We start from the raw sequence: 15,078 nt of genomic DNA, 5'->3' as shown, positions 1-15,078 counted from the left end.
AATATTAAAGGTACAGTTTATGTCTGCAAATCTTCCAAAGGCGGGTTTTACGCTTGCCAAAATTGCTGTAGGTGGTGCTGTTTTAGTCGGGTTAGGCATGGCAACCATGGCTTATGCCCAGAGCAAACCCTTAGCCGTGGTGGATAAGGTTGAATTAGACCGTTATTTGGGTGTTTGGTACGAAATTGCACGTAAGCCCATGTACTTCCAAAATAAATGCGGAAGTAATGTCTCGGCTACTTATACCCTGAATGAAAATGGCAATGTGATAGTAGATAACCGCTGTTATGCTCAAGATGGTAAGCTGATGCAGTCTATAGGTGAAGCATTTGTACAAAACCCACCTTTTAATAGTAAGTTGAAAGTGAGTTTTTTACCTGAGGCGGTGCGTTGGTTACCTGTGGCACGCGGAGATTATTGGATTTTAAAAATTGATGATGACTATCAAACGGTTTTAGTGGGGGAGCCACGACGTAAATATATGTGGGTGCTTTCTCGTTCGCCACAACCAGACCAAAAGGTCATTAATGAATACTTAGAATATGCAAAGTCAGTGGGTTATGACTTGAATGATTTGATTCATACCAAACAATTGCAAAAATAAAATCTATTAAGCCTTGAAAGCCATGCTGAAGCATGGCTTTTTTAGTTTCATATACGTATTTTAAAACTTGAATAATAAAGCTTTATACAGTCGAACGCTTTATAATCGGAACCTGGTAAAAAATTGCGTAAATCAATGTGGAGTGAAGGATGTATAAAGGTGTTGCACTATCGGTTTTAGCATCCGTCACTTTTGGGGTTTTGTATTTTTATACCTTTTTTTTAAAGCCTTTGGATAGTGAACAAACTTTTGCTTGGCGTATGCTCTCGACTTTACCCTTTTTAACCGCATTCATGTGGTGGAGTGGCGATTTAAAACTCATTTCGGAGTTGTTTAAGCGTATCTTTAAGCAACCTTGGATGTTTGCTTGGTTATTGTTTAGTTCGGTTTTATGTACCACGCAGTTGTGGCTATTTTTATGGGGGCCCATGAATGGTCGCGGCCTACAGGTGTCGCTCGGCTATTTTTTACTGCCTTTGGTCATGGTGTTGGTTGGTTGCATCCTTTACAAGGAAAAACTATCCCGCTGGCAAATGGCTGCGGTAGCCCTTGCTGTGCTTGGGGTAGGACATGAAATTTGGCGTATTGGTAGCATGGCATGGGAAACGGTTTATATCGCTTTGGCTTATCCTTTGTATTTCTTCCTGCGTCGTGTTTGTAAGACGGATCATTTGGGTGGCTTCTGGTGGGATCTGTTTTTAATTTTACCTGTCGCGTTTTATTTAGGCTTTGTGCATAGCGATAGTTTGGCTTTGATACAACAGTTTCCACATCTGATTTTGGCGGTCATTGGGTTGGGATTCTTAAGTGCGATGGGACTTGGAAGTTATATACTTGCGAGTCGTTATTTACCTTTTGTGATCTTTGGTTTGCTGAGTTATTTGGAGCCTGTTTTATTAGCAGGAGCATCAGTTGCCATGGGGGAGCGTATAGAGGCAGGTGAGTGGTTTACCTATATTCCAATTTGGTTCGCAGTCTTATTGCTTATTATTGAAGGTGTGTTGCATTTATATAAGCAGCAACAAAATAAAAAACAGCTCGAACGAAATATTAAGAATTTTGAAAAACAGCAACATTCAGACTAATTTGATGATATTCGGAGCTGTCATTGCGCTGGAATTTGGGCGATAAGCAAGTTTCTGATTTGTTTCTTGCCCTTTTAGAATAGTTGACTGTTTGATAAAACATCATTTGTGTAACTGTTTATTTTTTATCTAAAAAAATATTTTTTTAATTTTTATACTGCAAAATCATAAGACTTAATGCAATCATTTCTTAAATTAATAATGGATATACGACAAAAAACATCATGCATTTACAGCTTTCGATTCAAACTTGGCGCTAAATCCTTTACAATTGTTGGGTTTTAAAATTTACGCTTAGATTAAATTAATTAGAGGACGTATCTGTGAGCAAAGAGACTATCATCGCCCTACACGCAGAACACCAAGGTCGCTGGAAAAACCGTGAAGAAATCGCGGAACAAATGATCGCTTTGATCGGTCAGCTTTACCGTGAAAAAAATATTGTGGTTTCAGTGTTTGGACGTTCTTTAGTTAACCGTTCAGTTATCCAAATTTTAAAAGCGCACCGTTTCACTCGTATGATGGACGTTGAGCTTTCAGTTGTACACACGTTCCCAATTCTTGAAGCGTTGGCTAAAATTGAAAATATAGGTACTGCTGAAATTGATCTAGGCAAATTAGCCGTTGCATTTAAAGAGCAAGGTGGCGATGTTGATGCATTTGTTGCAGCCGCTGTTAAATCTGTAGAAGGTCGTGCGACTTCAGTAGAAGGTCGTGACGTTGTCCTTTACGGTTTTGGTCGTATCGGTCGTATTCTTGCACGTTTAATGATTGGTCAGTCTGGTCTTGGCCGTGGCTTGAACCTAAAAGCGATTGTGGTTCGTAAATCATCTGATGGTGATTTGGAAAAACGTGCGTCTTTATTACGCCGTGACTCAATCCATGGTCCATTCTCTGGTACGATTTCTGTTGATGAAGAAAACGAAGCAATCATTGCAAACGGTCAATTCATCAAAGTGATTTATGCGTCGAACCCAACTGAAGTTGATTATACCGATTATGGTATTAGCAATGCATTAGTGATCGACAACACGGGTAAATGGCGTGATGCGGAAGGTCTTGCTCAACACCTGAAGTGCCCAGGCGCTGCACGTGTGATCTTGACTGCACCAGGTAAAGGCGACATGAAGAACGTAGTGTTTGGTGTGAACCAAGCTGACATTCTTGATGAAGATACCATTATCTCTGCTGCAAGCTGTACAACCAACGCAATTACACCAACACTTAAAGTTTTGCATGACAAATACACAGTGTTGAATGGTCATGTTGAAACAGTTCACTCGTTTACAAACGACCAGAACTTAATCGACAACTACCATAAAGCAGACCGTCGTGGTCGAGCTGCAACGTTGAACATGGTGATTACTGAAACAGGTGCGGCTAAAGCGGTTGCTAAAGCACTTCCAGCACTTCAAGGTAAACTGACAGGTAACTCTGTACGTGTTCCAACACCAAACGTTTCACTTGCGATTTTGAACTTAACTTTAGATAAAGAAGTTGATCGTGATGAAGTGAACGAATACATTCGTAAAATCTCAATCAGCTCTAGCCTTCAAGGTCAGATCGGTTATACCAACTCGACTGAAGTTGTATCATCTGACTTTATTGGTTCGCGTACAGCAGGTGTATTTGATGCGCAAGCAACAATCACTTCGGGTAACCGTTTAACTGCTTATGTTTGGTACGATAATGAAGTAGGTTATAGCTGCCAAGTGTTACGTATTGCAGAGCAAATGGGCGGCGTAAGCTATCCAAAAATTCCAGCTGAAACAAATGCATAATTTGTAATAGCGACTAAAAAGAGCCTCAATTGAGGCTCTTTTTTTTACGCTGTTGTATGTGTTAAAGCTGATTAGGGGCATTGGGGTGACATAAGTATTCGCTTGAGTGCTAAGAGTTGCCAATGTTTAATCCCTACTAATTTACTTAGAATAATCAAAATGTACTGTGTAAAATAGGACGATAAAAATTAAAGAGTCTGGTTGGTATACCGTCCCCAATGACTTTCTAAGCTGACAAAAGGATGATATTTGTCAGATAAAAGAAAATAAAACAAAAGGAATTTGAATTTGCAAGTTAAGCATGTGCTAAGTGGATTGGCATTCATTGTGTTGGCATCTGTATGTGGTGTATTTATCGCTATTTGGACGTTTAAACACTTTAATATTTATATTCCCTTAGAAAATCAAAAAGTTAGTATTGATCTGCAAGAGCCTTTACAAGCCGAGGTTAAAATTCATGATGCCTTAGAGGTGGATGTGACAGGGCGGGTCAATGCAGAAATTCCGATTCGTGAAAACCTGAATATTCCCCTGACCCAAACTCTGACTCCACGAGTGTATTTTGATAATCAGGTTCCGATTAAAACCACCATTCCAGTGCGTGAAACCTTAAAAATTAATCAGAGCATGCCTGTGGATACCAAGGTACAGGTGAAAGTCATGGGGCGAGATGTGACTTTGCCTTTAAAAGGAAATATTCCCATTCAACTGGATGTGCCGATTCATATCGATGTGCCACTTGAACAGCAAGTACACCTCAAATTTGATGCGCCTGTGAAAACTGTACTGAAAGAAAACCTGCATATTCCAGTCAATACAGTGGTTAAAACCAATATTCCCATACAGGGACATTTAAACGTTCCAATTAAAACGACATTGGAAGCGTCGGTGGATGTACAAAATACATTACCAATTGAAATCAAGCAGGGTGAGTTGAAAATTCCACTGAATAGCTTGCAATTACTGCGTGAAAAACCTCTACCTCAAGAACACGTGAAGCCATAGGAGGGAGTATGTGGATATTCCAGTCTGCGAAGCGGCTTGTATTGAGTTTTGTGTGCGTTGTAATTTTAGTGGGTGCGCTGTTTTGGTTGTACCTGAATATTCAAGCAGTATGCAAGTGTCTGCGAGTGAAGCCCAAATTCAACTATCAGACTCCTTACCGACAAAAATCCAAGTGGGTAATTATTTAGAAACCCAATCCGTTGGGATTTTGGATACGCAACTGAAAATCGATCAGAAAATCGACCTACCTTTGACTGGGAAATATTTGGCAAATTTAGAGTTTGAAGTAGAAGTACCCGTTTCAGTATCTGTTGATTATCAAACCGAGGTACTTATTGATGAGAACATGCCGTTGGAGACAACTACAGATCTAATTTATCAGAATAAACTGTTGCCTAAGTTTCCACTCACTTTAGATATTCCAATTGAGCTGGCTGTGCCATTTCACTTAAAGCAAGACTATCAGCTCCCGATCAAAATTATGTTTAATGGCTTGGCCTATTTTGAGTTTGATGGGCAAGTGCGACTGCATGTATTGTATCAGTTTGCACCACAGTTAAATTTGAATGACCCAATGACTATGCGCAAAATAGCAAGCTTCAATGCGACCATGTATAACACGGAACGGACTACGACTGCGAATTTGAAGATGAATATGACACTACCCGTGAAGAACATTCATCCATAAAAAACACCACCAATCATTGGTGGTGTTTGAATGTGAAGATTAAGTGAGTGGCTTAAAGTGCGGCTTTGATCGAATCTTGAATGCTGGTGGTCTTGTGTCCAATCAATTGTTCTAGGTCTTTACTGTTGCTGTACATCGCGCCTTTGGGGGTCTGCACATCTGCATCCACAATCACATCAATCAAGTGTGATGGGAGGCTGGCTTGAATTAAGCATTGACGCAGGTCATCGGCAGACAAATTTTGATAGATAACTGGCTTATGAGTTGCCTGACTGATGAATTGAGCCAAATCAGCTCTAGTAAAACTTTCTGAACCTGCTAGTTCATAGGTCTTATTCTCATGACCTGTTGAGGTTAAGACTTTTGCTGCAGTTTCAACATAATCTATACGCGATGCTGAGCTAATTCGGCCATCCTGAGCTGCGCCAAAAAGCATCCCAATTTGAATGGTATGAGCAATACCTGCAAGGTGGTTTTCGCTATACCAGTTATTTCTTAAGAAGGTATAAGTGATTCCACTGTCTTGAATCAGTTTTTCTGTTTCACGGTGTTCTTGGGCTAAGCCGAGTCGAGAAGTATCTGCACGAAGTAAGCTGGTATAAGCAAGATAAGGTACGCCTGCCACTTTCGCAGCATCAATCACTGCTTTGTGTTGAAGTGTACGGCGACCAATTTCATTGGCTGAAATCAGTAATAACTTATCTACTCCTAATAGAGCAGGAACTAATGTTTCAGGGCGGTCATAATCAAACTCACGCAACTCAATACCTTGTGCTTTGAAATGTTCAGCTTTATCTATATTACGAACCAGCGCAACAATATTCTGGGCAGCAGTTAACTGCAAAAGTTGCTCTATAACGAGGTTGCCGAGTTGTCCTGTTGCGCCTGTGGTTGCAATTTTCATAATTTACCTAAGTTGGTTGTTTTCTATACTTGATGGTTGAATCTTAATCTGTTAACTTACTAAATGTAAGTACATACTAAAAAGTAAGTAATAAACGAAATGGAGAGAAATGATGCACACCTATGCGACAAGCAAATTGTTAGGTCAAGTTTTATCCACGGAGTGTCCATCTCGTGAAATTTTGGAGCATCTTACGAGTAAATGGTCGGTACTGGTGTTGCGCTGTTTAACTGATGGCGTACATCGTTTTAGTGAGCTTAAGCAGCGTATAGAGGGAGTGAGTGAGAAAATGCTTTCTCAGACGCTCAAAACTCTTGAACATGATGGCTTTATTCTACGGACGGTTTATCCTGTGGTGCCGCCTAAAGTAGAGTACCAATTGACGATTTTGGGTTCACAAGCTGCTGAGAAAACCATGTATTTGATTGGTTGGATTGAAAAAAGTTTGCCTGAAATTATAGAAAGCAAAGAACGAGTGGCAGCTTTAAAATAAAAGATGACAAGTATTGTGGATTGGTTGTGATAATTCCTAATTGCATTTTAAGAGTGAATTCCTCATGCGTGCTGAAGTGATTTAGAGCTTATTCAAATTTCAGGGTGTGAAAAGTCTTGTTATCAAACAAGCTATTCTTTTAGTGCGCTATTTTGATGTGAAAATCCTTTTTGAAAGTAAAAGTTGAGTAGGATTGAATAAAATGAGTCGAAGAGCGATCTAGCGACTAAATGGTCAGCACATTTAAATTAAAAAATGAATAAAATCAGGTGAAAAGTGTCGAAAAGTTAGATTTTGGTATTTTTGTGACTAAATTTCATGTTTCGCTGAATAATTCTATTCGAGAAATTTTGTAAAATATGGCAGAATATGCGGTTTTAAAGTATTTAGAGGATTGGCAGCATGCGCTTTGTTGATGAAGCAGTCATTACCGTAGAGGCTGGCGACGGTGGCAATGGCGTAGCCAGTTTTCGCCGTGAAAAATTCGTACCTTTTGGTGGTCCAGACGGTGGTGATGGTGGTCGTGGTGGTAGCGTATTTATCGAAGCTGATGATAATACCAGTACCCTTGTAGACTTCCGTTATACTCGCCGTTTCCGTGCGGAACGAGCTAAAAATGGTCGTGGCGCGAACTGCGCAGGCCGTGGTGGTGAAGACACCGTATTAAAGGTTCCTGTAGGTACAACCATTGTTGATACTGACTCAGGTGATATTATTGGCGACTTGGTTGAAAGTGGTCAGCGTGTGCTTGTTGCAGCGGGTGGTGATGGCGGTTTGGGTAATACTCACTTCAAATCATCGACGAACCGTTCGCCACGTAAGTGTACCCACGGTTTTAAAGGCGAATTCCGTGAAATTCGCTTAGAGCTAAAAGTACTGGCCGATGTTGGCTTACTGGGTATGCCAAACGCAGGTAAATCGACGTTTATTCGTGCCGTATCAGCAGCAAAACCTAAGGTTGCAGACTATCCGTTTACTACGATGGTTCCAAACCTTGGTGTGGTTGATGCAGACAGTCACCGTTCATTTGTAATGGCGGATATTCCTGGCTTGATCGAAGGGGCTTCTGAGGGTGCAGGTCTTGGTATTCGTTTCTTAAAGCACTTGGCGCGTACGCGTATTTTACTTCACATTGTGGATGTTCAGCCGATTGATGGTTCTGATCCTGCATACAATGCAAAAGCAATCTTGGCTGAGTTAGAGAAATTCTCTCCGACTCTTTCAAAGTTACCTATCGTTCTAGTGTTAAACAAAGTTGACCAACTTTCAGAAGATACGCGTGATGAATGGTGTCAGCATATCTTAGATGAAATGCAGTGGGATGGTCCTGTATTTAAAACTTCAGGTTTGATGTCTGAAGGGACAAAACCAGTTGTGTATTACCTGATGGATCAAATTGAGCAACAACGTGAACGTGAGCTTGAAGATCCTGACTATGCAGCAGAAGTGAAAGCATTCCGTGAGCAGCTTGAAGCTGAAACACGCGAACAAACGATTGCCGCTAAAGAAGCATATCGTGAAATGCGTCGCCAACAACGTCTTGCAGGTCTGTTGGCTGATGATGAAGACGATGATGAAGATGACGGCGAAATGCAAGTGTTTTACGTACGTTAAGCTCATAATGAGTAACTGAGGACAAGATGATAGAAGTGGTAGATGGGCAACGTAAGCTCGAAGCTTGTAAACGAATCGTTGTTAAAATCGGATCATCTTTACTCACAGCAAATGGGCAAGGTTTAGATATAGATGCAATTTCGCATTGGGCGAAACAAATTGCAGATCTACACAATGCAGGACATGAGATTATTCTGGTGTCGTCAGGAGCTGTGGCTGAAGGTATGGTTCGTATGAAGCTAGACAGCCGACCCACCGATCTACCCAGTCTTCAGGCGTGTGCCGCCATTGGTCAGATGGGCCTTATTCATACATGGTCAAGTGTGCTTGAAAAACATCACATTCAGACTGCGCAAGTGTTATTAACCCATGATGACTTGGCAGACCGTCGTCGTTATTTGAACTCATGTGATGCTTTACAGAACTTGATTGAATGGCATGTCATTCCTGTAATCAACGAGAATGACACTGTTTCGACCGATGAAATTCGCTTTGGTGACAATGATACGCTGGCCGCAATGGTTGCAGGTCAAGTCCATGCTGATTTGTTAATTATTTTGACAGACCAGCAGGGTATGTTCGACTCAGACCCACGTTCAAATCCAGATGCAAAACTGTTCCATACCGTGCGTGCTCTAGATGAGAGTTTATTTGATATGGCTGGCGGTGGCGGTAAGTTTGGTCGTGGTGGTATGTTGACCAAAGTCCGTGCCGCACGCTTAGCTGCAAAGTCTGGCTGTCCAACGCTGATTGCCAGTGGTGAAAGTGACAATGTGCTTGCACGTTTGATGGATGGTGAAATGCTGGGGACATTGTTTATTACTGACAATGACCGCATTACCGCTCATCAACAGTGGTTAGCGGCTCACTTACAAACTGCAGGTCGTTTAGTGTTGGATGATGGTGCTATTAAAGCCATTAAAGACAATCATCGTAGTTTACTTCCAGTTGGTGTGAAAGCTGTGGAAGGGCATTTTGAACGCGGTGACGTGGTTGAATGTGTTGATATTCAAGGTGGCCGTGTTGCGGTCGGGCGTGTCAACTTTAGTTCGCGCTCAGCGGAGCTGGTAAAGGGCTTGGCGTCGGATAAAGTTCACCAAGTTCTAGGTGAAGCACGTTCACTTGAGATGATCCATCGCAACCACATGGCAATCTACTAATTTAAACGCATTAAAAAATCCCGCTTTCGAGCGGGATTTTTTGTTTTAAAGCAAAAGTTATTTGATATAGCCTTTTTGAATGAGGGGCTTAAATAAGTAAAAGTGAATGGTGAGTGCCCATTGCATGATTTTCTCTTTATAGAGATTCCAAAGCTTTAATCCAAAGAAGTTTAAGGCAAAAGCCAATAGAAAAGCGCCGAGCATATCTAAAGGGAAGTGCACACCAAGATAGACACGCGACCATGCAACCAGCCAAGCCATGATCAAGAGAAAGACTCCCAGTTTACGCTGTGCAGAGAATAGATAAGAAAAGGCGATACTGCTAAAAATCAACATATGGTCACTTGGGAAAGAGCCATTGGGTGCATGGTAAATGAGAGTGCGTCCGACCTCCATGACGAAAGGCCGTGGGTGATAATACACATGAGAAATACATTGGCTGATCAAAATGGCGATACTGGTAAAAATAAACGCCTTCAATATCTGTTTTTTAGTGTCATAGTTACCACGTAGCCAAAACCAAGCAAACAGTAAAATCATACAATAGAGCAGGTCATTGGCGATGAATATGCCAAAATTAATGCTGGTATTACTGGCTTCAGGAGAAGCATTAATCCATGAAAAAAGCGATAAATTAAGTTCTGAAAGAGTCATGAAAGTGGATTGTGTTTATCAAGTACGGAAGAGAGTCATAATTTTGTCATATTGTTAAAATAAAAAAGACCACAAAAATGTAGTCTTTTTTAACAGTTCAATGTAGTTGAACTAATTAGCTTTCAGTTTTAGAAATCAAATGACGTTTGAAGGTAGAAGGTACGTGGTTGCCCTACATATTTTCCGCCTGTTGAGTCAGTAGAACGTGTGAAATATTGTTTATCAAACACGTTTTTAACGCCACCCGCAATTTTTAAACCGTAAAATTGCTCACCAAAATCATAGGCTGTACGCATGGCAAAAGTGGAATAACCTGGAATATTTCCATATTTACCATCAGCTGTTTCATGAGTTTGGTAATATCCTGCAGGCAGATTTTTATCTGGATCATTCGGAGAATGCTGCTTAGATTGCGCAAACATATCTGCATTGACAGTCCATTGATTCACTTTATAGCCTAACCCCACATTTGCTGTGTGACGCGAATAGAAAGGAAGATCCTTACCTTCGAATTCACCTGCTTCAGCCACAGCTTTGGTGAAGGTGTAGTTGCTATAGAGTTTTAAGCCCTCAAGTGCATCGCTCAAATAAGCAAAGTCATAAGCTAGACCGAGTTCAACACCTTTGTGACTGGTTGCGCCTAAATTCGTCCAATAACCATTTTGTAGTGCATCACGTTCTAAAGTGAGTTCTTTCTCAAAGTCTAAATAGAATGCGGTTAATTCAGCATTTAAGCCATTGCCTAGATATTTGGTGCCGATCTCATAGTTATTGGATTTTTCTGGTGCAAGACCGTCTAATGTGGAAATTGCTAAACCTGTAGTAGAATTTGTAGTCGCTAACTGGTTATATTGCTGTGGGCCGAATGAAACGCCCGCATTGGCAAAAATGTTCCAATTGTCTGTCGCTTTATACATGACCGATAGGCTGGGTAAAAACTCATCTGAATCAATTTTTGGTGAAACGGTATTAACTGCTACGCCTTGGTTATAGGCAGTAAAATTGTTATGCGTTTCAATAGATTCAAAACGTAGTCCCGGTGTGATGACCCAGTTCCCTAAATCGAAGCGGTTATCTGCATAAATCGCATGTGCTTTAGTGCCACCTTCACTCGTGGTACGTGCTTTAATTTCGGTCACAGGTGCATTCAATGCATATGTAGATGAGCGACCTGAGAACTCAGAACTATCTTCATCTAAATAACGATAGCCGATAGTAAATTCGCTATTTGAGTTACCTAATTGGTATGCACGAGACCAGCGCGGTTCAATGGCAAAAACTTTATAGTCGCGTGGAGAGGTATCCATACGCGAAGTGGTCGCACTAACATCTGTCTCTAAGTCGCTCGTGCGAAATGAGTCAATATAATAGGTCGGCAATTCAAAGTTGTTTTTTTCATCTTGATGTGTATAGCGGAATGACACATCTGAGCGGCGACCAGAGAAATAATTACGTGACTTATTTGACTGATAAGGGTTTTGTACATATTTTTCGGCAGTTAAGCCTTCAGGCATTTCACCATAACCTTCATAGTGATGTAGGTTTAAGGCAATCGCATCAGCATCTGTAATTTGATAGGCCGTTTTTAACATGACATCGTCAATGTCAGTTTTATTATTGGCTTCACGGTAGCCATCACCCTTTGTGCCTGAATAAAGCAGAGCAAGGCCTAAACCATTATCTAAGGTTCCGCCTACAAATAGGTTCGGGCTGTATTTAACTTGATCTGTACCCGAAGCATATTCGGTCGTTAGGCTGACATTACCTGCAAACTCTTGAGGAATCGCACGAGTTGCAAAGTTAATGATACCGCCAACGTTCTGCGGCCCAAAACGTACAGAGCCTGCACCACGAACCACATCTACAGATTCAATATTGCCTAATGATACTGGTGCTAGAGAAAGCTGAGGCTGTCCATAAGGCGCAAATGATAGCGGGATACCAATCAAGCAGTACTGTAGAGCGAGGAGATAAACGAGAGGCTAAACCACGGACCCCAATATTGAGTGAAACATCACTGCCACCAGTACCATTATTTTCTTGGACTTGAACACCAGGCACTTGCTTCAGGGCATCTTTAATTGAAGTCGCAGCAACTTCATCTAAGCGATTGCGATTAATAATCGTACGAGCGCCTGCATGCTTTTGCACTTTCTCTGCATTGGCATCTTCTAACCAGTTGCCTTGTGCTTCAAGTTTGATGGTCGGAAGCACATTGTTGCTCGTTGCTTCAGTGAGTTCCTCCGCTTGTGCATAGGTCAAGCAGCTCATAGAAAGTCCAATCGCAATACTGAGTTGTTTGGCTTTGAATAATCTGCGATCCTGCAGATGAAGACGTGATGAAATCATTCTTTTGCGCGCAATCCATAATAAAGAGCGCGGCTATCATATGCTGAACTTTGTTGAAATCAAATAATAACCATTATCACTTATTGCAATTAAAACACTAAAATTAATAGGCGAATTAAAGTTTTCTTGATGGACACACAATAAAAAAGCCACGTTTAACGTGGCTTTTTAGATGAATTTGAATGAAATCTGTTATTTAAGTTGAACAGTACCATTTGCATTCACAGTGATTTTAGATTCACCGCCAGCTACATCTTGCATTGGCGCATCAGCTGCTGCAAATTTTGCACTTTCTGCACGCATCATGACTGGGCGAGGGTAGTAGTTGCTGGTATTAATGTTTAAGTTAACCAAGTTATAACCTGACTTACTCCATGCTTGTGCTAATGATTGCGCACGCTGTTGAAAGTTTTTCGATGCTTCTACAATCAGCTCATTTTCCACTTTCTTACGTTGTGTGTCGGACACACTAAAGCCAATTGACTGCGTTTGGAAGTTTTGCTGTAGCTCACCAATCAATTGGCTCGCTGCTTTAAAATCGGTACTTTCTAAATTAATTTCAGCACGACCACGCCATTCTTTTAACTTTTGGTTGTCATCGTTGTAAATTGGGTAGGTGGTTTGAGAACCTGTTTCGACTTTTACGCTTGGATATTTACGTGCTAAAGCTGTGGCTTGATTCATGAGCTGCGTAATTTGTGTTGCGAGTTCGGCAGGTTGTTTGTTACTACGTTCAATGTAAAGTGTTGCATTCATTAAATCATTGGATACTTGGCGTGTTGCCTCGGCCTGAACATTGACAATATTGTAGTTTAATTGGTTCTCAGACTGAGCAAAAACTGCTGAGCTAAATAAAGCACTAAGAGCGATTGCTGGGATGAAGAATTGACGCATTTTTATTCCTTTTTTATTTAGGAGGAGTTTTGCAACATTTGTAAAAAGCTTAAAGCTAATTTGTGGTGAATTTGCGAAAATATTGTGGTTCGATTGTAAAAAAAGGTACAAAATATTTTTCATAAAAACCTAGATAAAGTGATTTATTTCAAAAACTTATTTTTTAACCAAGGTGAGTATTTTGAAATTTTGTGCCGAAGTTGAAAAATAAATAAATTCATCGTCTTTTCTTTACGTTGTCACACTATAAGAGGATAATTTAAGCTATGGTTTGGCATGATATATTTTTTTAGTAAATTTCTGGCAGATAATGTCCAAAAGCTGTTTATTTTATTGAAAATTTCTGTATCATCCGCCTCCTAGTTATGAAGTATCCAAACTCATCTGACTAGATTTATAAAGCGCCGAGTCAAAGGACCAAAAGTCACCCGACTTATTTCTTTCAACCCATATCAGAGATGGTAATTCGATATGAGCGTTTCTTCTGTAAACCCTGCCACTAATACTACTAACGAATACTATTTGACTCGCCAAAGTCAGATGGAATCCAATGTTCGTAGCTATCCACGGAAATTACCGTTAGCGATAGCCAAAGCATTAGGCTGCTGGGTTACTGATGTTGAAGGTACAGAGTACCTCGATTGTTTAGCTGGGGCAGGAACATTGGCTTTGGGCCATAATCATCCTGCGGTAATTCAAAGTATTCAAGATACACTTGCAAGTGGTCTTCCTTTACATACTTTGGATTTAACGACACCTTTAAAAGATGCATTTACTGAAGCATTACTTGAACAATTACCAGGCGGTAAGGAAGAGTATTGTTTACAGTTCTGTGGTCCATCTGGTGCAGATGGCACGGAAGCAGCAATTAAATTAGCGAAGACGTATACCGGTCGTAGCACAGTGATTAGTTTCTCTGGTGGTTACCATGGTATGACGCACGGCGCTCTTGCAATGACAGGTAACCTGTCTGCGAAAAATGCTGTAAATGGTTTAATGCCAGGCGTTCAATTTATGCCGTATCCGCATGAATACCGTTGCCCACTTGGTTTAGGTGGTGAAGCGGGTGTGGATGCTTTGACATATTTCTTTGAAAACTTCATTGAAGATGTTGAAAGTGGTGTAACCAAGCCAGCTGCTGTCATTCTTGAAGCAATTCAAGGTGAAGGCGGTGTGGTAACAGCGCCAACCAAATGGTTGAAAAAAATCCGCGAAGTGACTGAAAAACACAACATTGTGTTGATTCTTGACGAAGTTCAAGCAGGCTTTGCACGTTCAGGCAAAATGTTCGCATTTGAACATGCGGGTATTGAACCTGACGTAGTGGTGATGTCTAAAGCCGTTGGTGGTAGCTTACCGCTTGCTGTGTTGGGTATTAAACGTAAGTTTGATGCTTGGCAGCCAGCAGGTCACACGGGTACTTTCCGTGGTAACCAATTGGCAATGGGTACTGGTCTTGCAACGATCAAAACCATCAAAGAACAAAACCTTGCGCAAAATGCACAAGAACGTGGTGATTTCTTACAAGCTGAATTTAAAAAGCTTGCTCAAGAGTTCCCATGTATCGGTAACGTGCGTGGCCGTGGTTTGATGATTGGTGTTGAAATTGTTGATGAGCGTAAACCAGCAGATCATATGGGGTCTTTACCTGCAGATGGTCAATTGGCAGCAGCGATTCAAGCGGCATGCTTTAACAACAAATTGTTGTTAGAAAAAGGTGGCCGTAATGGTACAGTCATTCGTTTACTTTGCCCACTTATCATCACTCATGATGAATGTGTTGAAGCGGTTTCTCGCTTCAAGAAAGCAATTGCTGAAGCACTTGTTGCAACTCGAGGCGCGTAATC

At 41.0% G+C, this 15,078-nt stretch carries 11 protein-coding genes and 2 pseudogenes; 9 read left to right on the top strand and 4 right to left on the bottom strand.

Annotated features, from left to right (window positions below):
* The first annotated feature begins 19 nt into the window (after positions 1–19).
* The 5 genes and pseudogenes from AC0KVP_RS10285 (at position 20) to AC0KVP_RS10265 (ending at position 5,163) form a co-directional block, all read left to right on the top strand.
* Complete coding sequence (locus AC0KVP_RS10285) at positions 20–604, top strand: lipocalin family protein (protein ID WP_332477026.1); 585 nt, start codon at positions 20–22, stop codon at positions 602–604.
* Between the two features lie 149 nt (positions 605–753).
* Complete coding sequence (gene rarD, locus AC0KVP_RS10280) at positions 754–1,689, top strand: EamA family transporter RarD (protein ID WP_473336478.1); 936 nt, start codon at positions 754–756, stop codon at positions 1,687–1,689.
* A gap of 323 nt (positions 1,690–2,012) precedes the next feature.
* Complete coding sequence (locus AC0KVP_RS10275; protein WP_004980374.1) at positions 2,013–3,470, top strand: glyceraldehyde-3-phosphate dehydrogenase; 1,458 nt, start codon at positions 2,013–2,015, stop codon at positions 3,468–3,470.
* Positions 3,471–3,758: 288 nt separating this feature from the next.
* Positions 3,759–4,475 carry an MFS transporter gene (locus AC0KVP_RS10270; RefSeq protein WP_473336476.1) on the top strand — a complete coding sequence of 239 codons (717 nt, stop codon included), beginning with the start codon at positions 3,759–3,761 and terminating at the stop codon, positions 4,473–4,475.
* A gap of 8 nt (positions 4,476–4,483) precedes the next feature.
* Positions 4,484–5,163, top strand: a pseudogene (locus AC0KVP_RS10265) (hypothetical protein).
* Between the two features lie 52 nt (positions 5,164–5,215).
* Here AC0KVP_RS10265 and AC0KVP_RS10260 read toward each other — a convergent pair.
* Positions 5,216–6,067, bottom strand: a complete 852-nt coding sequence (locus tag AC0KVP_RS10260; RefSeq protein ID WP_473336474.1) for an SDR family oxidoreductase — start codon at positions 6,065–6,067, stop codon at positions 5,216–5,218.
* Positions 6,068–6,179: 112 nt separating this feature from the next.
* Here AC0KVP_RS10260 and AC0KVP_RS10255 point away from each other — a divergent pair, with 112 nt between their 5' ends.
* From AC0KVP_RS10255 to proB, 3 genes are all read left to right on the top strand, one after another.
* Entirely contained in the window at positions 6,180–6,560 is a 381-nt protein-coding gene (locus tag AC0KVP_RS10255; RefSeq protein WP_473340490.1) for a winged helix-turn-helix transcriptional regulator, read from the top strand.
* Between the two features lie 402 nt (positions 6,561–6,962).
* A complete protein-coding gene (gene cgtA, locus AC0KVP_RS10250) occupies positions 6,963–8,174 on the top strand; it encodes an Obg family GTPase CgtA (protein WP_473336472.1) in 1,212 nt (403 codons plus the stop codon).
* A gap of 26 nt (positions 8,175–8,200) precedes the next feature.
* Positions 8,201–9,334 (top strand): glutamate 5-kinase, encoded by a 1,134-nt coding sequence (gene proB / locus AC0KVP_RS10245; RefSeq protein WP_348923797.1) that lies wholly within the window; start codon positions 8,201–8,203, stop codon positions 9,332–9,334.
* Between the two features lie 57 nt (positions 9,335–9,391).
* Here the strand turns inward: proB and AC0KVP_RS10240 are convergent, their stop codons facing one another.
* The 3 genes and pseudogenes from AC0KVP_RS10240 to AC0KVP_RS10230 all read right to left on the bottom strand — a co-directional run bounded on the left by AC0KVP_RS10240 (position 9,392) and on the right by AC0KVP_RS10230 (position 13,231).
* Positions 9,392–9,988: a phosphatase PAP2 family protein gene (locus tag AC0KVP_RS10240; protein WP_473336469.1), complete on the bottom strand. Its 597-nt coding sequence runs from the start codon at positions 9,986–9,988 to the stop codon at positions 9,392–9,394.
* Between the two features lie 128 nt (positions 9,989–10,116).
* Positions 10,117–12,337: pseudogene (locus tag AC0KVP_RS10235) on the bottom strand (TonB-dependent receptor family protein).
* 192 nt (positions 12,338–12,529) lie between these two features.
* Positions 12,530–13,231 carry an SIMPL domain-containing protein gene (locus tag AC0KVP_RS10230; protein ID WP_004693610.1) on the bottom strand — a complete coding sequence of 234 codons (702 nt, stop codon included), beginning with the start codon at positions 13,229–13,231 and terminating at the stop codon, positions 12,530–12,532.
* Positions 13,232–13,702: 471 nt separating this feature from the next.
* On the opposite strand from AC0KVP_RS10230, the gene AC0KVP_RS10225 reads away from it, so the two are divergent.
* The gene (locus AC0KVP_RS10225; RefSeq protein WP_004693606.1) at positions 13,703–15,076 is read left to right on the top strand and encodes a diaminobutyrate--2-oxoglutarate transaminase; all 1,374 of its coding nucleotides are present in this window, start codon (positions 13,703–13,705) and stop codon (positions 15,074–15,076) included.
* The last annotated feature ends 2 nt before the right edge of the window (positions 15,077–15,078 follow it).

The sequence above is a fragment of the Acinetobacter sp. DL27 genome (genome assembly GCF_055810995.1).
Note: the sequence above shows the minus strand (reverse complement) of the source record. Positions and strands in the feature narration are given on the sequence as shown.